Source organism: Cryobacterium levicorallinum (assembly GCF_004402405.1).
Lineage (GTDB): Bacteria > Actinomycetota > Actinomycetes > Actinomycetales > Microbacteriaceae > Cryobacterium > Cryobacterium levicorallinum.
Map to the genome: position 1 here is coordinate 30,180 of NZ_SOFE01000025.1, position 22,485 is coordinate 52,664.

Annotated in this window: 21 protein-coding genes; 5 read left to right on the forward strand and 16 right to left on the reverse strand. The window is 63.1% G+C overall.

The annotated features are described in order from the left end of the window. Nucleotides 1–25: 25 nt before the first annotated feature. From E3O11_RS15160 to E3O11_RS15190, 7 genes are all read right to left on the reverse strand, one after another. Complete coding sequence (locus E3O11_RS15160; protein ID WP_241994749.1) at nt 26–1,549, reverse strand: aldehyde dehydrogenase; 1,524 nt, start codon at nt 1,547–1,549, stop codon at nt 26–28. Then, entirely contained in the window at nt 1,546–2,649 is a 1,104-nt protein-coding gene (locus tag E3O11_RS15165) for a mandelate racemase/muconate lactonizing enzyme family protein (protein ID WP_092452758.1), read from the reverse strand. Before E3O11_RS15165 ends, E3O11_RS15160 begins: the two co-directional genes overlap by 4 nt. Next, on the reverse strand, nt 2,646–3,194 hold the full coding sequence (gene fae / locus E3O11_RS15170) for a formaldehyde-activating enzyme (RefSeq protein ID WP_092452767.1): 549 nt from the start codon (nt 3,192–3,194) through the stop codon (nt 2,646–2,648). The genes E3O11_RS15165 and fae overlap by 4 nt, the downstream gene beginning before the upstream one ends. Continuing rightward, nucleotides 3,194–4,132, reverse strand: coding sequence for a glycine betaine ABC transporter substrate-binding protein (locus E3O11_RS15175; RefSeq protein WP_092452770.1), 939 nt, complete (start codon nt 4,130–4,132; stop codon nt 3,194–3,196). Before E3O11_RS15175 ends, fae begins: the two co-directional genes overlap by 1 nt. A gap of 81 nt (nt 4,133–4,213) precedes the next feature. Continuing rightward, the gene (locus tag E3O11_RS15180; protein ID WP_198415611.1) at nt 4,214–5,002 is read right to left on the reverse strand and encodes an ABC transporter permease; all 789 of its coding nucleotides are present in this window, start codon (nt 5,000–5,002) and stop codon (nt 4,214–4,216) included. Nucleotide 5,003: 1 nt separating this feature from the next. Beyond that, complete coding sequence (locus E3O11_RS15185; protein ID WP_277871288.1) at nt 5,004–6,044, reverse strand: ABC transporter ATP-binding protein; 1,041 nt, start codon at nt 6,042–6,044, stop codon at nt 5,004–5,006. Further along, nucleotides 6,037–6,699 (reverse strand): ABC transporter permease, encoded by a 663-nt coding sequence (locus E3O11_RS15190; RefSeq protein WP_307725708.1) that lies wholly within the window; start codon nt 6,697–6,699, stop codon nt 6,037–6,039. The genes E3O11_RS15185 and E3O11_RS15190 overlap by 8 nt, the downstream gene beginning before the upstream one ends. 284 nt (nt 6,700–6,983) lie before the next feature. On the opposite strand from E3O11_RS15190, the gene E3O11_RS15195 reads away from it, so the two are divergent. Continuing rightward, nucleotides 6,984–7,727 carry an IclR family transcriptional regulator gene (locus tag E3O11_RS15195; protein WP_241985244.1) on the forward strand — a complete coding sequence of 248 codons (744 nt, stop codon included), beginning with the start codon at nt 6,984–6,986 and terminating at the stop codon, nt 7,725–7,727. 132 nt (nt 7,728–7,859) lie between these two features. Here E3O11_RS15195 and mobF read toward each other — a convergent pair whose 3' ends face one another. The 4 genes from mobF to E3O11_RS15215 form a co-directional block, all read right to left on the reverse strand. Then, a complete protein-coding gene (gene mobF, locus E3O11_RS15200; RefSeq protein WP_092452833.1) occupies nt 7,860–11,351 on the reverse strand; it encodes a MobF family relaxase in 3,492 nt (1,163 codons plus the stop codon). A 438-nt stretch (nt 11,352–11,789) separates the two neighbouring features. Continuing rightward, nucleotides 11,790–12,857, reverse strand: coding sequence for a GTP pyrophosphokinase (locus E3O11_RS15205; protein ID WP_092452779.1), 1,068 nt, complete (start codon nt 12,855–12,857; stop codon nt 11,790–11,792). Between the two features lie 383 nt (nt 12,858–13,240). Then, nucleotides 13,241–14,005, reverse strand: coding sequence for an IS21-like element helper ATPase IstB (istB, locus tag E3O11_RS15210; protein WP_092452782.1), 765 nt, complete (start codon nt 14,003–14,005; stop codon nt 13,241–13,243). Beyond that, on the reverse strand, nt 14,002–14,850 hold the full coding sequence (locus E3O11_RS15215; protein ID WP_241994750.1) for a Mu transposase domain-containing protein: 849 nt from the start codon (nt 14,848–14,850) through the stop codon (nt 14,002–14,004). The genes istB and E3O11_RS15215 overlap by 4 nt, the downstream gene beginning before the upstream one ends. Before the next feature lie 112 nt (nt 14,851–14,962). On the opposite strand from E3O11_RS15215, the gene E3O11_RS18320 reads away from it, so the two are divergent. Continuing rightward, the gene (locus E3O11_RS18320; protein ID WP_166787599.1) at nt 14,963–15,103 is read left to right on the forward strand and encodes a hypothetical protein; all 141 of its coding nucleotides are present in this window, start codon (nt 14,963–14,965) and stop codon (nt 15,101–15,103) included. 202 nt (nt 15,104–15,305) lie between these two features. Here E3O11_RS18320 and E3O11_RS15220 read toward each other — a convergent pair whose 3' ends face one another. Both E3O11_RS15220 and E3O11_RS15225 read right to left on the reverse strand, forming a co-directional pair. Continuing rightward, entirely contained in the window at nt 15,306–15,557 is a 252-nt protein-coding gene (locus E3O11_RS15220) for a hypothetical protein (RefSeq protein ID WP_092452788.1), read from the reverse strand. Between the two features lie 425 nt (nt 15,558–15,982). Continuing rightward, nucleotides 15,983–16,564, reverse strand: a complete 582-nt coding sequence (locus tag E3O11_RS15225) for an ArsR/SmtB family transcription factor (RefSeq protein ID WP_092452835.1) — start codon at nt 16,562–16,564, stop codon at nt 15,983–15,985. Between the two features lie 55 nt (nt 16,565–16,619). Between E3O11_RS15225 and E3O11_RS15230 the strand changes: the two genes are divergently transcribed. Then, nucleotides 16,620–17,840: an MFS transporter gene (locus E3O11_RS15230; RefSeq protein ID WP_092452790.1), complete on the forward strand. Its 1,221-nt coding sequence runs from the start codon at nt 16,620–16,622 to the stop codon at nt 17,838–17,840. A gap of 607 nt (nt 17,841–18,447) precedes the next feature. Here the strand turns inward: E3O11_RS15230 and E3O11_RS15235 are convergent. The 3 genes from E3O11_RS15235 to E3O11_RS17735 all read right to left on the reverse strand — a co-directional run bounded on the left by E3O11_RS15235 (nt 18,448) and on the right by E3O11_RS17735 (nt 20,881). Then, the gene (locus E3O11_RS15235) at nt 18,448–19,755 is read right to left on the reverse strand and encodes an MFS transporter (protein ID WP_092452793.1); all 1,308 of its coding nucleotides are present in this window, start codon (nt 19,753–19,755) and stop codon (nt 18,448–18,450) included. 12 nt (nt 19,756–19,767) lie between these two features. After that, the gene (locus E3O11_RS15240) at nt 19,768–20,355 is read right to left on the reverse strand and encodes a helix-turn-helix domain-containing protein (protein WP_194087759.1); all 588 of its coding nucleotides are present in this window, start codon (nt 20,353–20,355) and stop codon (nt 19,768–19,770) included. Nucleotides 20,356–20,701: 346 nt separating this feature from the next. After that, nucleotides 20,702–20,881 (reverse strand): hypothetical protein, encoded by a 180-nt coding sequence (locus E3O11_RS17735; protein ID WP_166787602.1) that lies wholly within the window; start codon nt 20,879–20,881, stop codon nt 20,702–20,704. Nucleotides 20,882–20,941: 60 nt separating this feature from the next. On the opposite strand from E3O11_RS17735, the gene E3O11_RS17740 reads away from it, so the two are divergent. Then, nucleotides 20,942–21,253, forward strand: coding sequence for a hypothetical protein (locus E3O11_RS17740; protein WP_092452802.1), 312 nt, complete (start codon nt 20,942–20,944; stop codon nt 21,251–21,253). Between the two features lie 37 nt (nt 21,254–21,290). After that, nucleotides 21,291–22,223, forward strand: a complete 933-nt coding sequence (locus E3O11_RS15250) for a hypothetical protein (protein ID WP_092452805.1) — start codon at nt 21,291–21,293, stop codon at nt 22,221–22,223. Nucleotides 22,224–22,485: the final 262 nt, after the last annotated feature.

Consider the following 22,485-nt stretch of genomic DNA (forward strand, 5'->3'; position numbering starts at 1 on the left):
CTCAATTCAGTCTGTGGTGGTCGGGTTAGTCGGTGGGGAGGGTGGATTCACCCAGATTGATCCAGGTGGTTTTGAGCGCGGTGTAGGCGTCGAAGGCGTGCAGCGACCGGTCGCGCCCGCTGCCCGAGTTCTTGAAACCGCCGAACGGCGTGATGATGTCGGAGGCATCGAACGTGTTCACCCACACGGTGCCGGCGCGCAGTTCGCGGGCGGCGGCGTGGGCGGTGGTGATGTTTCTGGTCCAGACGCTCGCGGCGAGCCCGTAGGGGCTGTCGTTGGCCACGCGCACGGCCTCGGCTGCGCCGCGCACCGTCGCAACTGCTAGGGCCGGGCCGAAAATCTCTTCCTGGCCGATGCGGCCGGTATTGTCGACGCCGTCGAAGACGGTGGGCTCCACGTAGTAGCCGTCGGCGAGTCCTTCGGGCCGCACCCTTCCGCCGCCGTGCACGTCGGCACCTTCGGCGCGCGCGATGTCGGTGTAGCCGAGCACGCGGTCAAGCTGTTTCGCGCTCGCGATCGTGCCGATCTGGGTAGCTTCGTCGAGCGGATCCCCCAGCACGAGCGAGCGGCCCACCGCCAGCACGCGGTCGACGAGTTCGTCGTGCACGCGCTCATCGACGATGAGGCGGCTACCGCCGTGGCAGGTCTGCCCGGCGTTGTAGAAGATGCCCCAGGCCACCGATTCGGCGCACGCAGCGAGATCCTCGGTATCGGCGAGCACGACCTGGGCCGACTTACCGCCGAGCTCGAGGGCCACCTGCTTGCCGTTCGATTCACCGGAGTAGGTGAGAAAACCACGTCCGACGGCAGGTGAGCCGGTGAAGGTGATCTTGTCCACAAGCGGATGCCGCCCGAGGGCCTGCCCGGCCACCGGACCGAGCCCGGGAACAACGTTGAAAACACCGGCGGGGATTCCCGCTTCGGCCGCGAGCTCGGCGAGTTTCAGCGCCGACAGGCTCGTCAGTTCGGCCGGTTTCAGTACGACCGAGTTGCCGGCTGCAAGCGCCGGTGCGATCTTCCACGCTGTGATGATGAGGGGGTAGTTCCACGGCACCACCGCGCCAACCACGCCAAGCGGTTCCCTCGTGATGAGCGCTAGAGCCGACTGGGGTGTGGGAGCTATTTCGTCGTAGATCTTGTCGATCGCCTCCGCGTACCAGCGCACTGTGCGGGCGGCCTGGGGCACATCGACCCGGCGGGCGTCCCCGATGGGATGCCCGGAATCGATGGATTCGAGCAGGGCGAGTTCGTCGAGGTTCTCGAGCATCAGATCACTGAGGCGGGTGAGCACCCGGGCCCGCTCGCGTCGGTCGGCTCGGCTCCAGACGCCGCGCTCGAAAGCGCTGGCCGCGGCGCGAACCGCGTCGTCGACATCCGCAACGCCTGCAGCACTGACCGTGCAGAGCAGGCGGCCGTCGCGCGGGGAGAAGCTGTCGAAGGTGGCGCCGTCGTGGGCGGGCCGAAACGCGCCGTCGATGAACAATCGGGTTTCTGGGTTGAGTGCGGCGGCCGCGGCGACCCAGCCGGAACCAGCCATCACTGTGGTCATACGGTGTACCTCTTTACTGCGTCCCAGTCGATCTGCGCGCCCAGCCCGGGCAGGGACGGCACGACCAGGTCGCCGGACGCGTTGATGTCGAGCGGGGTCATGAAGAAGTCGCGGCGTTCGGGCGTCCAGCCGGGCGGGTCGTAAGGAAACTCCAGGTACGGCCCCGCATCCACACCGGCGGCGACGTGCAGGTTGGCGAGCAGTCCCAGACCGTTGCTCCAGGTGTGCGGCGTAAACATGCGGTGCCGGAGGTTGGCAGATTCGGCAACCTGCCTCGCCCGGTACATGCCCACAGAGAGGGCGACGTCGGGCTGGTAGATGTCGTAGGCATCCGCTTCGATGAGGGCGTTCATCTCCCCCATGCTGCGCACCATTTCGCCCGCAGCGATCTGAATACCGGTTTCCGAACGGATGCGCCGGGCACCGACGATGTCGGCCTGCGGCAGCGGTTCCTCGAGCCAGAGCACACCGAGTTCCTGCAGCTCGGCGGCGATGCGACGTACCCGGGCCAGCGGCAGGGCTGCCTCGATATCGCCACTCATACGCCACATCTGGTTGAGGTCGACCATGATGTCGAAGTCGGGGCCAACCGCTTCGCGCGTGGCCCGCACTGCGGCGATGCCCTCGGTGATGCTGTCGCGGGCAATGCGAATCTTCATCGCCTTGAAGCCGCGTTCCCGGGCCGCGAGCGCCGATTCGGCTCGGGCGCCGGGCGGTTTCAGCTCGCCGCATGATGCATACGCGGTGAGTCGGTCCCGCGCCCCGCCAAAGAGCACGCTGACCGGCAGGCCGGCGACCTGCCCGATGATGTCCCACAGCGCAGCTTCGAGCGGCCAATAGCGGCCGCCGTGAAAGTTGATCGTCTCGATGCGGCGCACCTGATTGAGGATCTGTAGTGGGTCGGTTCCGATGAAAAGGTCTTCGTAGGCTTCGAAACCGTCCATGGTGTCGCCGGAGCCGACGCCGATCAGTCCGGCATCCGTTTCGACCTGCACGAGGGTGGCGGGAAAGTCGCGCCGCGGAACGGGGTCCCAGGCCGCCGAGAATGGCGGATCAAGTGGCAGATTCAAGCGGATGAGCCGGATTGCCGTGATCTTCATGTGGACGCTCCCGAGAGGGTTGGTGCCGGAGCCGCGGCGTTCGCGGGCGTGAAGAACGGGTTTGACGGGCTGTCGCGGGCTGCGATCACGGCGTCCGTGCTCGGCAGGCAGGCCGCACCGTTGACGAGCGCGGTGTGCACGGAGAGGCGGTTGTGGGCGTAGACGGCTTCGGCGTCGTCGGCGCCCGGGTTCACCCACACGGCGGCAATGATCACGTGGCTGTCGGCCTGTTGCCGCGAGATGGTGCCGTCAGCCAGGGCTTCGGCGACCCCGGCCGCGATGCCGGCCTGCGCCGGTCCCCAGATCAGCAGGCCGTGGGCATCCGTTGCCGGAGCGGCCTTGGTCACGAACAGGGTGAGCGGTTTGACCGGCAGGGAAGGGCGCAGCACGGTGACGAAGGGAACGTGCCCCGCGCTCGGGGTGGCAAGGGCGGTTGCCCAGGCCACCCCCGCCGGACCTTCGCGGTGACCGAAGACCGTGTTGACGTGGGCGGCGTTCACTCCTTCGCCGATGAAGCTCTCGCCGATCTGGAGGGCCTGCGTCATCAGATCAGGCCCTGTTCGGTCAGCCAGTCGTTGGCGATGTCTTCGGGGTCTTCGCCGTCAACGTCGGCCAGCGCGTTGAGCTTCTGCATTTCTTCGGTCGTGAGTTTGTCGCTCATCAGCGCCATGACCTCGGCGATGCCGGGGTATTCATCGAGGGTGCTCTGCTTGAGCGTGAACGCGCCCTGGTAGACCGGGAAGAACTCGAGGTCGTCTCCGAGCACCACAAGGTCGAGTGCGGTGATGCGGCCGTCGGTCTGGAACACCTCGCCGAAGTTGCAGTCGTCGGCTTTTTCGGTAGCCGTATAGATGACGCCGGTGTCGAGCAAAGCCACATTGGAGTCCGGCACGTCGAGGCCGTAGGCGGTCTTGAGCCCGGGCCATCCGTCGTCCCGGGTGGAGAATTCGCTCTCGATGCAGAACGTCTGCTCGTCGATGGGCAGATCGGCGATGTCGCTGAGGGTCTTCACTCCGAGTTCGTCGGCCTTGTCGGCGCGAATCGCGAAAGCGTAGGTGTTGTTGAGGGGGGCCGGGTCAAGCCAGGCGATGCCGTTGGCCGCGTCGGCCTCCTTGGTAGCTTCGAACTGGGCTTCCTCGCCTTTAACCGGAGCGGTGTTGTTGTTGTAGGTGATCCAGGAGGTGCCGGTGTACTCCCAGTAGCCCATGAAGTCATCGCTTTCGAGGGCCGCGCGCACGTTGGCCGAGCCGACGACCTGGGTGTTGGCATCCGTGTCCGCGCCGTGGGCGTTGAGCAGCGCGCTCGTGAGGTGGGCAAGGATGTACTGCTCCGAAAAGTCCTTAGCACCGACGGACCCGGTGAGGCCGGCGACTTCGTCACCCTTTCCGCCAGCTGCGGCGCCGCCTCCGGAGGAGCAGCCGGCGAGCGCGAGGGCTCCAACGGCGGTTAGGGCGAGGAATGACAGGATGGTGGGTTTCTTCATGGTGACTCCTTGGTGTCGGGGTGCGTGTCTGGAATGGGTATGGAGGGATGAGCGGGGTTGCTGTGAAAGAAATTCTGAAAGTCAGGTGCCGCGGGGGCGCAGCACGTCCTCGGCGGTGGCGGCTACCCAGTCGATGAGCAGCGCGATGCAAGCCACGAGAACGGCTCCGGTAACCAGCACCGGGTAGCGCTGGAGCTTGAGGCCATTCACGATCATGTCGCCGAGTCCGCCGGCATTGATGAAGGTCGCGATGGTTGCCACGCCCACACAGAACACGAGGGAGGTGCGCAGTCCCGCGAGGATCACGGGCACCGCCAGGGGCAGTTCGATGCGGAGCAGCACCTGGTTCTGGGTCATGCCCATGCCGAACGCGGACTCTCGCACGTTTTCGTCGACCTGCTGTAGGCCGATCATGGTGTTGCGCAGCACCGGCAGGAACGAATAGACGACCAGCCCGACGAGGGCCGTGAGATACCCGGTCTGCCAGATGATGGCCAGCAGAATGATGACGCCGACCGCCGGGGTGGCCTGGCCCACGTTGGCGATGCCGAGCACAATCGCCTTGAGCACACGCGAGCGGGTGCGGCTCAGCAAGATACCCGTGGGGATGGCCAGCACGGCTACGAGAGCGGATGCAACCACCGTGAGCCCGAGATGTTCGCGCACCCGGGCGACGATGTAGTCCAGGTTGAGGGTGCGCAACTCGATCGAGTCGAGCGTCAGGCTCGACAGCCAGAGAAAGAGCACGACGAGCACGAGCAGCACCAAAGTAGGGGTAAGGAACCGCTTGGCAGACCAGATTTCATCGCTGCGCCTGGCCTTGCGGCGCAGCACTGTCGGGACTGCGCTCGTGGCGGTCGGGAAGACCACGTCACGCCTCCGCAGTGGGACTGAGAACGGGCACCTCGGCGCCGAGCACGCCAGAAATCTGGTCAACACTGATCGAACCGACTGCTTTGTTCAGCTCATCGACTACGGCCAGTGCCGGAAGTCCCGACAGCACGAGGGAATCCAGGGCATCGCGCAGGGAATCGGTCGTACGAACCTTGGGCCCTCCACTGGCCGCGGCGTTTGCGGGGCCGAGTCGAGCTGCGGTCACGGGGATGAGGACGAGACGTTTAATCGCAGTGCCCAGGCCGATAAACGAAGAAACGTAGTCGTTGGCGGGGTTCGAGAGAATGTTCGCCGGGGTATCGAATTGTTCAATCTGACTGCGGTTGCTGAGCACGGCAATGCGGTCGCCGAGACGCACGGCCTCGTCGAAGTCGTGCGTGACGAAGATTATCGTCTTGCCGATCGAAGCTTGCAGGCGCAGAAACTCGGCCTGTAGCTTCTCCCGGGTGATCGGGTCGGTCGCGCCGAACGGTTCGTCCATAAGCATCACCGGCGGGTCGGCGGCCAGGGCACGAGCCACGCCCACGCGCTGCTGCTGTCCGCCGGAGAGCTGCTTGGGGTAGCGGTGCGCGAAGTCGCCGGGTTCGAGGCCGACCGTACTGAGCAGTTCGTCCACCCGGCTGCTGGTCTTCTCTTTGCTCCAGTTGAGGAGCTTGGGCACAACGCCGATGTTCTCGGCGATGGTCATGTGCGGAAACAGCCCGATCTGCTGGATGACATAGCCGATGTGGCGGCGAAGTTCACTTGGGTCAAGGGAGAGCACATCACGGCCGTCAATCGAGATGGAGCCGCTGGTGGGTTCGATGATGCGGTTGATCATCTTCATGGTGGTGGTTTTGCCGCATCCGCTCGGCCCCACGAACATGATCAGTTCGCCGGGCTGCGCGGTCATCGAGAAGTTCTGAACTGCGGCGACAGGCTGGTTGGCGTACTGCTTGGTGACATTGTTGAGTTCGATGAGCGCACCACTGGTTTTGCCGGCGATCTGCAGCAGGGCGGTGTTGGGTTGTTTAGGCACGGAGTCCCCTTGAGGTGGTTGAACGGGTGATGGCCACGAAGGCGGCATCGACGACGAGGGCGAGAAGCACCACACCGAGTGTTCCGGTGAGAGCGAAGTTGAGGGCGTTCTTGGAACCGAGCGAGCTGAGGCCCTGAAAGATGAATTGGCCTAGGCCGGGGCCGGCTACGTAGGCCGCAATTGCAGCGACACCGATCGTGAGTTGGGCAGCCACGCGCACCCCGGTGAGAATGATTGGCCATGCCATCGGAAGCTGCACGCGGACCAGCACCGTGAATGGCGTCATACCCATGCCCATGGCGGATTCCATAATCGCTGGAGAAACCTCGCGAAGGCCGACGACCGTATTGCGCACGATTGGCAGCAGCGAGTACATAACGAGGGCGATCACCGTCGGCGTCCAACCCAGGCCAACTGCGGGAATCAGCAGGGCAAGCAGCGCAAGCGACGGGATGGTGAGGGCCACGCCGGCAGCGGTGATGACGGCGGACCGAGGTAGGGGCTTATCCCACACCAACATCCCCACTCCGACACCGATCACCATGGCGATCACGAGGGCCACGGCCACAACGGCAAGGTGTTCGCCGAGCAACTCCAGGATGTCGTCCCATCGACGTGCCCAGAACGTCAACAGTCCGTTCAGGTCTAAAGTCACGGGCGGGTCCTCCTTCACTCAACTCTGCGTGAACCGCGATTCAACTGAATAGCGGTGGAATACAGCGAGACTACGAGATCGTGCTCTTTTGCACAACCGTGGTTGTGCATATGGCAACTGTAAACTAGTCTGCAACCATGATGATCACGTTCAGCGGCTCGGATCCTGGCACACCCAAAGCAGCCCCACGGCGAAATTCCGCTGGATTACGTCGGGATCTCGAGCTTCTAGAAATTCTCGGTTCTCCAGAAGCTGACTCCTCTGGTGGGCTTGGAGTTCTTCGTGTGGCCCAGTTGGCCGGACGCGACAAGGGCCTCGTGTCGCGCACTTTGGCGACTCTTGCCGAGGTCGGTTTGGTTTCCCGCGACGAGGTCACGCAAAACTATCGTCTGGGTTACCAGCTCTACGCGCTTGCAGCGCGCACGTTGGAATCTCGGCTCGTGCGGGCATCTGTGCCATACCTTCGACGGATGGTCACGGCGACTCATGAGACCACCCACCTGTGTGTCTTGCGCGGGGGGAGCGTGCTGACGTTGGCGAGCGAACTCAGCGAGTATGCCTTTCGCGGGCTCGGCTGGGAGGGTGTCAGTACGGCCGCCTGGCGCACGTCGTCAGGACGAGTGCTCGTGAGCGATTGGGCCGAGGACGATCTTCGGCGCTGGTATGAAGCCCACGGACATGATGAACCGGTGTTGGGTCCAGTCACACCGCTGCTCATGTACAGCGACACAGCCGAAGCGACCTCACGCGAATCACAGGGCGTACCCCTCGTCACCGATTTTGAGAGTCTGAAGCGCGAAGTGGCGCACATCCGTCAGCGTGGGTACGCCACCGTCGACGAGGAATTCGAGAAGGGCGTCGTGGGGGTCTCCGCACCTGTCTTCGATTTTCGACGCAATATCATTGCCGCTATCAACGTCAGCGCTCCCAAGACGAGACTGGGAACTCACCTCAATGAGGCTGGAGTGTTGGCTGCCCGCGTCGCGGCGGAGCTCTCGGTGCAGCTTGGAGCGCCCGCCAAGACCTAATCGGAAGAACGACGGCGCTGAGACCGCGAGCACCTCGTAAGTCATTGCCAAGCCAGAGTTGATGCGCTCGGCGCGACCTCGGGTGAGTGCATCATCACGTGGTTTCGAAACTGTCGGCCACTGTCTGGTGAGCTACCGCGCAAGGCGCGGAACGACAGCTGATCGGGGCGCAACGTAAGCGTGATCTTCCGCCAGCCGCTGCGCCGCGACGAGCGCAGCATGGGCACGAGCCGCATCGAGCTTCTGGGCCGTCGACTGTGGAATGGCGCCGAGCGGCTTCGCATCGATGATGGCGTAGCGGTCTCGGTAGGCCGCGACCGTGCATCCGCTCTGGCGCCACGCGACGGATGCCGACCCGCAGGGCGCGGGGCCGAGCGCTCGAGTCCAGGGCTCCCCCGCGAGCAACGCCTGGTCCAGCACGGCGGCAGCCCGCGACTCGATCAGGGCGGCGCGCTCGACCAGCGCCTGGTGCATGGTGGTATCCATCGGCCCGAGCGCGCGTGGGATCAGCCCGGCGACGAGCCGCGGCGCGCGGCGGGTGCGACCTGCTCCAGTATCCCGCGACACGAACGATGCCACCCTGGCCCGCAGCACCGCGGCGATGTCCTGTGCATCCTCGAACCCACGCGCCGCAACCACCCTCGGCAGCATGATCGCCACGTCGACGAACTGGGCCTCGGCCCGCCGAAGCTCCGCGGTCAACGGGCCGAAGGCATCCGAATTGACTACCTCTGAAGCCTGACCAGGCGAGAGACCGCTCACTCGCACCAACGAGGCCCACCGGTCGTACTGCGCGGCTGCCGCCAGGGTCTCGTACTCTGCCGCGAGTTGCGCCACCGAACCCCACGCATCCTGCTCGGCCGCCAGAGTTTCGTGCGCGGACAGCTCGGCGCCGACGTGCTGCAAAATGCCACAGAGGATGCTGCGCGCCGTCACGTCCGCAGCGTCACCAGGCCGCGGCCCCACGTGGGCGACATCGGGCCGGTCGACGGCGACGTAGGCGGTGTTCGCCTCGCGACCCCGCGTCATCGCCACGTACAGGTTCTCGCGCGGCATGCTCGGCGCGACGACAACGTGCGCGGTGTCAGCTGTGATTCCCTGCGCCCGGTGCGAGGTCATGGCATAACCCAGCTCCACATGCTCAGCAACGTAAGGCGCGGGCAGCAGCACCGCGCTCCCCCACCGCCGACCCTGCCGCCGCACCTCGACCGAACCGTTGCGATGCACACCGATCACGTTCCACCGGTCGCCGTTCCGCACCCACCTGCGAGACGCGTACAGCCGGCGATCGTTCCGACGGGTGATCACCGTGTCGCCGACGGCGGCGCGGGTTCCGTCGTGCAGGGCGACTTCGCGCAGCGCGTCGACACGCCCTTCCAGAATCAGCTCGGTGCGAGCGCGCACGTTCAGCGCCGCGACGGCCTCGTTCGAGTCGCTGATCAGCACGGTCGACTTGCCCGAGCGGATGTCCGCGCGCCACGCCTCGTAGGCAGCATCCGCCATCGCCTCGGTCGTGCCATCAAGCAGCCGGCCGTGTGCAGCGTACAGGTCGATCGAGTTGGGGTTGCCCCGGCGCAGGCCGAGGGAGGCGGTCTTCTCCCACTCGTGCACGAAGCGGTGCACGTCGATGAGTTCGGGCGCGTCCGCTCGGTCGTGAACGAGCAGCGGGAACGCGCCGCCCGCGTCGACCGACTGCAGTTGGGCGTAGTCGCCGACCAGCAGCACCTTCGCGCCCACATCCACAGCCAGCGCCGTGACCCGATCCAGCGGCAGGGTGCCCGCCAGCGATGCCTCGTCGATGATCACGAGCTGCCCGGCGCGAAATGACGAACCGAGATCGACATGGGTCTGCCACCACTTCGCCAGGTTCTCCGTCGCGATACCCAGGTCCGTCGACAGCACTGACGCGGCGGCCGCCGAGGGAGCCAGCCCGACGACCGAACCTGCACCGTGCTTGGCCTCCCAAGCCCTCCGAAGCGCGTTCATCGCGGTCGTCTTGCCCGTACCGGCCGGCCCCACCAGCACATCGATAACACGACCCGAGCCAGCGATGGAAGAGAGCGCCGCGAGCTGGTCCTCGGCAAGCCGCCCACCACCCGGCAACCGCGAAAACGCAGCCGAACCGAGCGCCACACGTGGAGCGGTCAGAACAGCAGCGCGCTCCAGCAGGCGAGACTCAGCTTCCAGAAGCTCAGTCGAAGTGAACACGACGGAGTGCTTCGGCCGAAAGACCGACGTGCCGTCATCGCGTTGAAACTCCACAGGGCTCACAGCGAGCTCTGGCGGCGTGAGGCGCAGGGACGCGCGCTCGGCGGCATCCACTATGAGGCCGACGACGGCTTCTCGATCGGATGCCGACGCGAACCGGTACGGCATCGTTTGGCGTGCGGCCTCGGCGGTGAGATTCCAGTGCCGCCAGGTGGCGCGCTTCTCACTGACGGCCGTCATCACGCTCACCCCGAGCGCAGCCACTGCCTCGCGCGGCAGGTCCTCCGCATGCAGCAACACCGGAGTCGACCCAACCACCGTCAACGCGTCGTACCCGAGCACGCCTGAAGCGCGTTCCCGCCACGACGCCGTGAGATCGGCCAGCGAGTTCACCTGCTTCGCGGGCCGCGTGGCGAGCGTGGCCTGCGCGCGCAGCTTCATGATCGTCACCGGCCTCGGACGACGCCCGTGACTGGTCACATACTCCTCGATCAACCGATCCGTCTCAACGTCAATGTGCCGGGACCGCGTCGAGAACTCCGCAACGAGCGCCTCAGGCACGCCCGTCAAAGACCACCCGGGGTGGCGATCGCGCCCCCGCTCCCGCATCTGCCACCGCACGCCGAGCGATCGCGTGAGCTCGTCGGCAAACAGGCTCTCGTGCAGTTCCGAAAGCGCCACCACGGCCTCGTGCATCGGCCGGCCGTCGAGCGAGCGCCACTTTCCGTCGAGCACGGTCTGCACCTTGTTGCTGATCACGACGTGCGTGTGCAGGTGCGGGTCGCCGGCCCGGCTGTCGAAATGATCGAACGCCGTCGCAATCAGTCCGGTCACATCGACCTGCGCCACGGCGCCGCCCTGCGCGGTCGTGCCGGTGCGCGTCGCCGCGACCTCGCGCTCCATGTAGGCAAGCACCTCGGCCACCGCCGCATGGTGAGCCTGCACGATGAGCTCCTGCGTGGCCGTGTCGCTAACACCCCAGAGGATACTCGCCGACTTCGGAATCGAAAATGTGAAGTCGTAGCCGGCCACGGCCCGCCGCCGTTTCTCGTTCGGCTGTTCCACAGCAGATGCCGCAGCCCGCTCGGTAACACCGTCACCGTCGGCGCGTGGCCGGTCCAGGGCGTGGTCGGCGGCAGAGCGATACACCGGGTATGCGCGCCCGAGGGGCTCGCCGCTCACCGGGTCGCGGCCTAGCCCGATGAGCAGTTGAAGCTGCGCTTCGGTGACCACATCGCCATCAACGACGAATCCCTCGCCAAGACCATGGAGCCCGCCGCCCATCCACCGGCCCGGCGGCGTGCCTTCCTCGGTGTAGTAGCGAGTCAGCGGGGTCGACAGCAGGCGTTTGCCGTCACCTGCGGCGACCGTGCGCAGCAGGTACTTGTACCCGTCGCCGGCGCTCATCACCCGCATGGACACCGTCACCGTGGTCACCTCCACCGTCGTGACGAAGGTGCGCTGCGACCCACAAAGGAATTCGAGGGACGCTTCTACGCCATGTTTATGCGCACGTATCGGGCGACTGCTCTCGCCTGCCACGAGGAAATGGGTCGTCGTGGCCAAGAGCCCGATGCACCCAGGGTGGCCACACTCTGGGTGCATATCCAAATTTGCTTCCCGCTGTTACTCCTCGCTTCCCACCTCGGGGAATACGGCGGTCCTTGGCCGCTCGCCGTGCCGGCCACCGAGATCCACCCGGATCAGCTTAGAAAACCGCTGCGGGCCCACTCGGTCAGCTTCGCGACGGCTTAGAAGTCGAGCGCAATTGTGGATGCTCGCAATCTTCCAACTAGCATGTGGCAGTCCACCGCCATCAGTGGTCTTTTCATGCCGCAACTCCTCGTGACGAATCTAGACCGTAACCTCTTTGGTAGAGTCATGGATTTTGCGCACCAAATCAATGGCTTCCTCAGTCTGGTCTCGCTCGTGGAAGAACTCTTCAAGGATTTGGGCCTTCGATCCTGATTGGAGGAGCAAGTGACGGTAGGCATACAACAAACCGATACCGCTTGGCAATGCGCTCCTTTGAGACTCTTCTCCAAATCGCGTGTATGATCCTTCGGGCTTCGGTTCGACTAACCACGCAGCGGCAAACCTTACTATCCAGTCTTCGGTACCTTCGATAGATTTCAAGAACGCTCTGGTTGATTTGAAGTCCAGACTTAGCAGGTCTGAGCTCCTGTCAGCCGCATAGTAATCCTCGACCGGCTCTAGATAAGCGCCCGCCAGCTGGGCAATCTGCTTGTCGAGGCGCTTAGATGTCGGGTCCTCTCTGATAAGCGCGATAACCGAGTCTCTATTAATGTCGGCATCCTCCCCGGCGGACACAGCTTTAAGCACTTCCGTCTCATAATCCTTCAGCTCGTCGCGGATGCTTACAAACTCCGCATCGGCTAATTCGAGTAACCCCGCAAGCCGCGAGAACCGCCTGCGCACAGCATTCGGGACAGAGCCCGGGGCCTTATAGCCAAGATCATGCTCAATCTCCGCCCACGAATGCTGAAGAATCGATCGGATTTGAATCTCAAACTTCACTCCTTGGTACGCCGTCCACTCGGTAAGCGACGATCTCGAAGGACCGATAGACACAACATAATGCGTAGACAAGTAGCCGAAGCGATCAGGATCGAGAATGGCACGCTTATCAACAGACTTCTCAGAATCGACCAGAAACTCACGCTCAATGAGCATGGCTATCAGGTCAACTTGATCCGGAAAGTACGTGATGATCCGGAGGCCCAGAAGGTCCGTCAGAGGAACAATAGACGCCGAATTGAGTTTGTTCTGCGCCTTAGTACGCGCGCTCTCTCGCGACTTTATCCGATGTGTCACGTTGTGGACATCGAGATTCACCATATGAAGGAGATCACGGACCAGCAGTTCCGCCTTGGAGCCAAGTGCTTTAAAATCAATAGCCAACTGCTGATATTCGTCGTCGATGATTCTGCTCCAGATCCAATTGGGCTTCGTCTCGAATCTAACACTCTAGCGAAGGTAATATCCATCCGCTGTTGCGCACGAGCGACGCCCACCCGGCGCTTGCGGCCGTCAGCAGGATCTCGTACTCGACTGCGTAACGCTGCTCAGCCAGTATTCGTAGCCGTCGCGCTTAACCCGCATCTTAAATTTACCGCTGCTCGTCCCCATTGCTCGGGACGTGACGCCTCGATCTGCAAGAGGCGTGGGAGTTGCAGCGGTGCTTTCAGAGCAGCTCATCTGACGATCCCTCAAGACACATCTTAACGCCAACTGAAAATGGGGCCATTTCTGCCAACTGAAAACAGGGCCACTTTCGTGTGTTTCTAGTGTGCCGTAGTTGCGGCGGGCTCGTGTTTCTTGAGCCGGTAGCTGTTGCCTTTGAGGCTGATGACGTCGGCGTGGTGAACGATGCGGTTGATCATGGCGGAGGCGATGGTGAGGTCTCCGAAGACGTCACCCCACCGGGCGAACGGCAGGTTGCTGGTCATGATCAGCGACGCGTGTTCGTAGCGCGAGGACACCAGTTGGAAGAACAGGTTCGCGGCGTCCTGGTCGAAGGGAATGTAGCCGACTTCGTCGACGATCAGCAGGCTGTAACGGCGCAGCCGGGTTAGTTCGGCGGCAAGTTTGCCCCGTGAGTGGGCTTCTTGCAGGCGGGCTACCCAGCCCGTCGCGGTGTCGAAGAGGACCCGGTGGCCGGCTTTGGCGGCTTTGATCCCGATGCCGACGGCGAGGTGCGTTTTCCCCGTTCCGGGAGGGCCGAGCAGGACAACGTTCTTCGCTTCGGTGAGGAACACACTCGTGCCCAGGTGCGCGATCAGGTTTCGGTCGGCGGAGGGCTGGTGCTCAAAGTTAAAGTCCTCGAGGGTCTTGAACCCCGGGAACCGTGCGGCTTTGATTCGCAGTCCGGCGCCGGAAGCTTCGCGTTCGGAGACTTCTTTGGAGAGCACGGCGGCTAGGTATTCCTCGTGGGACCACCCCGCGTCGCGGGCCTTGTCGCCGAGGCGGCGGAACGCTTCACTGATTCGGGGTGCTCGGAGAGCCCGGGCGTAGTACTCAATCTGCGAGGCCGCTTCCGGGCCGATCATGACGCGACCGCCAGCACGGTCGGCGCCGGTTCAAGGTCCACGTTGAAGAGTTCGTCATAGCGAGTCAACGACGCGATCTCGACGATGGTCGTGCTCGGGGGCCGGCGGGCGCGTTGAGCTTGGAACTGGGTGCGCAGCTCGGCCGCGCGGAGGACGTGCGCGGGGTCGGTGACGGTGAGTTGTCGCGCCCATTTTCGGCGGTGCGCCGCGATGAGGACACCGTCGTGGTGAACAGTGACACGGTCAAGGCTCGCCGCCACGTCGACGACGCGGCCGATCATGGCCGGGTCAACGGAGTAGTCGTTGCTGAACGCTCGAACGTAGTAATCGCGTGGCAGCCGAACGCTGTTGCGAAACATCACCTCCGGTGCCATCGGCGGCAGCCCGCGCATCGCGGCCCGATCACTGCTGACAAGGTCGTTGGGTCGACCACGGCGGGACCGGGAGAGACGATTGTTCGCCACGGGTAACCACGCGGCGAGCTGCTCGTTGAAATCATCAGGAGAGGTGAAAGTGCGGCCTGACATGAAGCGGCTGCGGAAGAACCGATTCATTCGTTCGACCATGCCCTTGGACTCGGGGTCGCGGGCTTTGAGCAGTTTGATCTGAGTGCCGAGGGTGCCAGCGAAAGCGGCAGCGGGCTCGGTGAGTTTCCCACGGCCGATGCCCGTCTCGTTGTCCCACGTCAACCGCGTCGGAACAGCTTCGGCCTCCTGCAGCAGCGACCACATTCCGCCGAGCAGATCCGGTGTCGTCCGCGACGGCAACATGCGCGCTTGGATGAACCCCGAAAACGTTGACGTCATCACCAGCACCGGCGGCGCAGCAGCCTGGCCATGCCCCATCGGCAGGTCCTCGTGCGGGAACCAGAGATCGCACTGGATCTGGAAACCGGCAGGGTGCACCAGTCGGTCTGCAGGATCCGGGACCGCATACTCCGGTCGGAGCTCGGCGACCTTGGCCCGAAACAACGACGGAGATCCCGACCATCCCACCCGCTCTGCAGCCGTCGCGGCCGGCATCCTCGGTGTGGCCGCGAGCAACACCCGCACCTGGGCGGCGAACGAGTCAAAGCTCGACCCCGTCGGCTCCCGTTGATACGTCGGCGACCGATCGACGGCCAACGCCCGATCGACCGTCCCGCGAGACACCCCAACGAGCCGCGCTATCTCCCGTTTCGAATGCTTCCCCGTCAAATGCAGGTGGCGAATCTCAGCCCAATCATCCAATTTGATCACCTTCCATAATGGTTGGTGGCCCTGTTTTCAGTTGGCGTTTCTGGCCCTGTTTTCAGTCGGCGTCAACAGTTACCGATGATCGAGGTCCACTGCATAGCGGGGTGCACGGTGGCGCCGGTAGCTTGAGCAACGGCGCCCCAGCTCACTGCGGTGAAGCCTGTTCCTTCCATGGAGGTGACCGTTATCGCCACACCAGGGTGAAAAATTCGCAGGTAGGCTTCGTAGCCGCCTGGGACGGTGCCTATGACGCGAGCAGAAAACTCAAGCGCAATATCAATCCAGTCGGCCTCGGCCGCACCGGTTATGAGTTGCACGGTTCCCTCCGTTCGTACGCACAAACCGGTTCGCGTCCACAAAAAGGTGAAGGCCTACTTCGGTTATGCGACATCGTCACGATTCTGGGCCCGAAGTAACCGATACCTGAGCGGTATGTGGCCGCTCATGCGATCACAGGCTGGCACACTTTCCTTTAAGGCGCAGCAGAACCGCCATTCTGAAATGAAAGAACACCGCCATTTCGCGGCAAAAACCACAAGGGACGGCGTGTCGTCGACGTCGACGGCCTCCGATAACCCCGACTCAGAAACGATCGATTTAGGCACAGACGTTCACAACCGCACCATGGCACGGGCTTTCCGCGACTCGTCCCGCAAGGGGTTCCCCCTACGGGACCGGCCCGACGCGTTGCAGACGAGTACGGAAAATGACGAGTGCCTCCCGGCACACCGCACCCACGCTCTCAGTTGGCAGAATGGAGCGCCGGAAGTGCATCAAAGTAGACCAACACGTGTCGGGTCTCGGCATCCGGCTGTGGAGGCGATGCCTGGTAGCGAGCGATGACGTCCCTAATTTCACAGACCATGTCAGTAAGCGATCTGGCACTCAGATTCAGAGATTCGGACGTGGTGATGCTGGCGTCGACCCAGGCTCGAGATTCGCGATCCAGGGCAGAAGCCCAGTCCGTCAGGTGGACGACGCGTTCGCGAGCGGTTCGGTTTAAGAGTAGGGCTACGGCAGCCGCTGCTTCGGGATCGTCGCTGTGCAGACTCCTATTGACGGAGAAACCTTCGGGGTTTGCCCGCCACCATCGTTCCCTTCCTGTGCCGAGGTCGGGCGCGTCTTCGAGGAGATGATACTTCGCCAAAGCGCGGAGGTGGTAACTCGTATCACCGGTGGACTCTCCTGTGGATTTGGCGAGCATTGTCGCGGTGGCCGGACCATCGTTGACGAGCGCCCAGTAGAGACGTAGGCGCAGGGGGTGCCCGAGTGCTTTCAGCGCGGAGGCATCGAGGGCGGGCGCATCATGTTTGCGATCAGTCATATTGCAGAGTACCTTTGCAGAAAAAGTTTGCATAACTTATTTGAAATGAGTTTACATGAAGCGTCCACCGCTCGGCGGGAAGTTCGCGACACTCCTGACTGCAACGGGAATTGGCAACCTTGCGGACGGCCTCCTACTGACCGGGGCGCCGCTGCTCGCGGCAAGCCTGACCCGTTCACCGTTGCTGGTATCCCTAGTCACGGCCATGGCTTCCCTTCCGTGGCTTATCTTCGCGTTACACGCTGGAGCGCTGGCGGATCGACGAGACCGGAAGAAGATCATCGTCGCTCTCGCCTGGACGCGTGCAGCACTGCTCCTCAGCGCGGCAATAGCGGCCGTTGCCGGAGTGGCTCCGCTTCCGCTGCTCTATGTCGTCGTATTCCTGGCAGGAATCAGTGAGGTATTTTCGGACGTCTCCTCGCAGTCCTTGATCCCACTCGTCGTGACACGCGCGCAACTCACAAGTGCGAACAGTCGGCTCACGGCAGTGCAGAATGCCGCCAATAGTTTCCTGGCTGCACCGTTGGCCGGCGTACTGATTGGATTCGGCGCGTTTTGTGTTTTCGGCATCGCCGGTTTCCTGTTCACCCTGTCCGCTCTCGTCCTGATCAGGCTCCGAGGCTCGTTCAGGGCCGATCGCCCGGAAAAAACCACAGTTCGTGCTGACATCGCCCAAGGGATCTCCTTCCTAGTGCACCACCGCCTGCTTCGCAGCGTCGCCGTGCTGTCCGGCACTCTCAATCTCGCCTTCACGGCCTATTTCTCCATCTTCGTGCTCTGGGCATCCGGGCCCGGGTCGGAAATCGAACTCACGCCCCCCGAATATGGCGTCCTGCTCGTCACGCTGGCAGTGGGGTCAGTAATGGGAGCGTTTCTGGCAGAGTTCTTGGTGCTGCGACTGGGTGAGACCATGCTGATCCTCGGTGGGCCTTCCGCCATCTCGCTCCTGCTGCTCGTGCCCTGGATAGTCCCCTACGTCCAAGCAGTGGCCCCCACCTTCGTACTCCTGGCCATCTGCCTGGGAGCAACCAATGTGGCGCTCGTGTCCATGCGGCAAAGGCTGATCCCGCCGGAATTGTTGGGTCGGGTCAATTCCAGCTACCGCCTCATCGGAATGGGTACCGTGCCGCTGGGCGCCCTGGTCGGCGGCGCCATCGGAAGTGCGACCAACCTCGAGACTGTGTTCGTCAGCGCAGTGGTGATCGCCCTGAGCGGAGTGCTGGCGGCCGCAGCCAGTGTTTCGCCACGCAGAATACTCGCGGCCGAAATTCCGTAGACCCCTCGTGCGATCCGGCCTGGGACATCCACCAAGGTGTTTTCACCGACGATCTGGATTCGGGGGGCATCGCGCCGCGTTGTATATCGTGGCTCCAACGTGCTCCGTCAAAGCAACTTGTGGAATCGTCAATATCGGCGGCGCTGACAAGCTGGCGGCGGTTGGGTCGCTTGTCTGAATTGTTGGATTGGGCGGCGGTGCCTTGGCTACCGCCGCGACGTATCTTACTTCGCCGACCAGTTGGCCGGCTCCGGTCGCCAAGACCGTTTGTTCATCTCGCAACCTCGGCGGAGGGGGAAAGTCCCGTAGAGGGTTCCCTTTACGGGAATTGAGGTTCGTCGGTGGCTGGCGCGAGGTGTGGACGCGAGTACGGACATCTGTGCAGACGAATTCGAAAAATGACACCGATCAGTTTCGTCATTTCTGCTCTCGGGGTGTCTCATAACCAGTGGTGGGTACCACGGTTCAGGCATGCGGTTATGCGACGTAGTTATGAGAATCGGCGCGTCGCACGATTCAGGCGAACGTGGTGGAAGTTGAGACATGGGCGTGAGACGTCTTGTATCCCATGGGTGGAAAGACGTTTGCCGCGATAAATGGTGGTCGCTCACCGGGCGTTGGAACCGTCGATCGTGGCTGTCTTGTCCGGACGTCGTTCCATGTGCGTCCAGGAACCGCCCGTGAGCGGGCTCAGGGTAACGAGTGTGTAAACGACTGCGATGATGCCGAAAGCTAGTGGTAGGCCGATCGTGTCGGCGGCGATGCCCCCGAGTAGAGCACCGAACGGCACACCAGCCCAGGCGCCGGCATTGATGAGGCCGAAAACTCGGCCGCGCATGTGTTCGGGGACGCGTTCGAGCTCAACGGTCCCGAGAATTGGATTGATCGCTCCCGCTGCGAGGCCGGAGAGCGCGGTCATTGCGACGAGGACTGGTAGGGGTGCACCGACGGCGAAGGCGGCGCTGGATGGCCCGCCAGCTAGCGCGAAGCACACTGCCAAAGTACTGCGCCGGGGAACACGGTGTGCGACGAAGCCGAAGGCAATATTGCCGACCAGCGCGCAACCGCCCATCACTGCGACGAGTAGGCCCAGCGCGGCAGCGCCGTCTAACCGATCGTTGGCGTAAAGAGGCATCAGGGTTGACCCGCGGGCGGCATCGAGGAGATTGGTGAAGAGAACGAGCCCGACGATCAGTCTCATCAGAGGGTCTCGGATGACGAATCGAAATCCCTCGGCGAGGTCCGACCAGTAGGACGCGTGGGGAGGGTCGGCGTCGTTGCCGGTTTCAGGCTGGTCGAGCAAGGCTGGCACGGCGGCCACGAATGTCCAAGTGAGCAGAGCCGAAACTGCGAACGTGGCAGCGTTGACGAAGAGGGCCGCGATCGGTCCTACGGATGCCACAAGTAGTCCAGCGATTGAGGCGCCGATCAGCTTGGCGAACCGCTCGGAACCGTCGAGTAGGCCAACACTTTGCTCGAGTCGCACACCCGCGCGAGCCGTCAGTTTGGGCAGCATGACGCGTCGGGCAGTCTGTCCGGGAGTGTCGAGCAGTCCGCCTGCGAATACCAGAAGGAGAAGCGACCAAAACGGCAGCCCGACAGTCAGCGCCAGTACCGGAATGGCCAGAACGGCCGCTCCGCTGACGAGGTCTGCGACGATTGCTGCCCGGCGATGGCCGACTCTGTCAACGACGACGCCGCCGAGTGCCCCGCCGACGACCACCGGTACGGTTGCGAAGAACGCGGCGATTCCCACATCAAAGCCTGACCCGCCGAGGCCGAGGACGTAGAAAGGGACGGCGAATGCCGTGACCACATTGCCGGTTTGCGAGATAGCGTGTGCGGCTAGGAGTGCTGAGAGGGAGGCGGTGGCGCGGCGGTCGCGAAGACGATGATCCGCGTTGTTCTTCGTCATTGGCGGGCTGACTCAGGGCCGGCGATAGGCCTGGTACACAAGGACCACGGGTTCGGCGCCATCGGCGGTAGCCGTGTCGTGGGCGGCACTCGTGTCGAGCCACCGGTCAACGAGGATTTCCAGCTCGGCTCGCATAGCGGTGAGTTCATCGACGGTGAGGCGCAGGCTGCGGTCGCTACTGGCGCCGGCGGCGACCCATTCACGTGGCAGGGTGGGCGCCGCGTCGATGTAGTCGGTGAAACGAGTGGCGTACGCCTGAGCGATCGACTTTTGCAGGGTGGAAGATGCAGCGAGCTTGTCGGGATCCTCCAGCAAGTCGGCGGGCTCCCAACTCGTGAGCAAGGTAGTGGCCTTCCACCAGCGTTCACGCTGGTCGGCGCTCTGTACGGCAGCGGGCTCTATCAGAGCGAACGACGCAAGCTTGCCAAGGTGATAACTAATGGTGCCAGGGGCTTCGTCTACGACGTCACCAAGTTGGGTGGCAGTTTGCGGCCCGCGCTCGCGCAACAGACCGAGAAGACGCAGACGCGTTGGATGAGCGAGTACGCGCATCGACGCAGCCGAAGTGAGCGTGGTACGCAAGGTATCGCGAGGTGTCATGAGAACGACCATATACAAACAACAGTTATTGCGCAACACTTATTGTCTAATGACTACTGAACTTCCCCAACACCACATAGCGATCACAAGATGCCGCCAAAGAGCGCCAAAGTCACAGTACGGGGTCGCCAAGTGAGCCGTCCCGTAGGAGGTTCGGCTACTGACCTGTCGCGACGTTTCGCTTAATAGTTCATTCGCGTGCTCGGTAAGGTCGTTGAAGATCCCGAGCTCGGATCGCCTGACGGACAGCACGTTGCAACATAACAGCCGGCCGATTGCCGTGACCCGGCATGATGGAGTCATGCCGTTGACGCCGAACGACCTAGCGAACTTAGTCGCTATCCGATCACTTCGAGATCTCGCAGCCGGTCAAGCCAGAGCGCCCGGAGCGGTGCACCGTCAAGCGGCGGTGATTCTCCTTGACGCTGCCATTGAGCGCACCGTATTCACCGCGGCCGAGTACTTTCTTGGAACTTTCACCGACCGCGATCTTGTCGAGAAACCCTTGCAAGCTCTCCGCGGTCATGGCTGGATACCTGATGCCGGTGTTGAAACGTCCCGGCGGCGGCTGCACCGAGTTCGCAATGTGATCCAGCACGCCGGCACCGGTGTCGACCGCGACGAACTTCCGCAATGGGTCATCGCCACCCAGCGGGTAATCGCCAGTGTCGTGACGTTCGCCTATGGCGTTGATCTCGATGACGTGCTTTACTCGAGCGCGGTCGAAGACGAAAAGATCCGGGAGCATCTCGATGTTGCGGAGGCGCTCATGCGGAGCAGCGACTCGGCCGCTGCGATGGCCTCGGTTGTCAAGGCTTACGACGTTGTCGCTGGGATCTGGGGCAGCTTCGTGGTGTCGTCTAACTCAAAGTTGGCACCCCCGTCACGCTCGCTATGAGCCAGGGTTCGGGTCCATTGGCGGCGACGACCCCAAAGTGGTCGCGCTTCAGGAGGTCGCGCTGCTGACTGCCATCGCCCTTGAACCGAGCGAGGCATTATGGTTCCTCGAAGCAAAACAGCGTCCCGAGCTGCTCAATCTTGAGGAAGTGCAGCGTGCCCTCGTGTTCGTCTTCACCTTCGCCACAGCCGTTGAGGCAAGCCCAGCTGCTCGGCAGGAGGATCGGCGACGCCGCCGAAACAAGGCGCGACGGCACGAGCGGCGGTTCGACGATGCTCACGCTAAAATTCGCAGCTATCGGGCCGAGCTGACCGGCGACCGCACGACGGTTACCTTCACCCTTGAAGATGTGCCGTCGCCGTCGGAATACAACGAATGGGCCGGCGCGATTTCCGAGGAACTGAACGGGCCATGGCCGGGCCACCGCCGGTTCTTGATCCACGAGGATGGCGAACTCGTCATTACTGAGATCGAGGGTGACTTTGCTACTGCTATGACTCGCATCGAGGTAGCTCTTGCTGGTGCGGAATCCGCCGTCCTGGCTCGACGCGCGACGGTTGCCTCCGAACGCGCTGAAGAACAGCAAGCGGAGGACGACTTCCGAGCTCGAGTAATCGCGGCGACTCCGCCAGTTCTACTGTCATGGTTGCGAATTGGGATGATCGGGGACGCCCACGGTCCCAGGCAGTACGCCGTGCAGGTGCAGATCGATCGCGAGGCCGTGCGCTCGTACAGCGACGATATGCGTCAGATGTTCGAGGAAGCTGGCGCCCCGGCCTACGTAGCGAGGGGCGGCTGGGTGGTCAGCTCTATGGACCCTGAGGAGATTCCCGAATTCGTGGTCAAGTTCGTACCTGGTGTCGATGCAATCATCGCAAAACGAAACAATGCAGAAGCCGAGCGAGAACAGCAGCTGCGCCCCGTCCTCGAAGAACTCACGCGGCGCGGCTACCCCCGCGATGTCGACTGAAGGGCTCGGCGCTGCGTAGCTAACGGCCGCCGGAGGATCCCTAACCGTACGCACCGATGTCCCGCTGACGTTTCCTTTGGGACCGCCCAGGAATTCACGCCGATTTCGTGTGAACACAGCCCGGCTCCCACCACAGGAAAGTCGCTTCGATCTCGGTCACGTCCCGTGCAGTGGTGTAATTCCCGGGGTTCGATCGTTGGAATAACAACGTAACGAACCACCGTGCGATGGTCAGTGAGAACCGTTCAAAGTTCCTCACAGA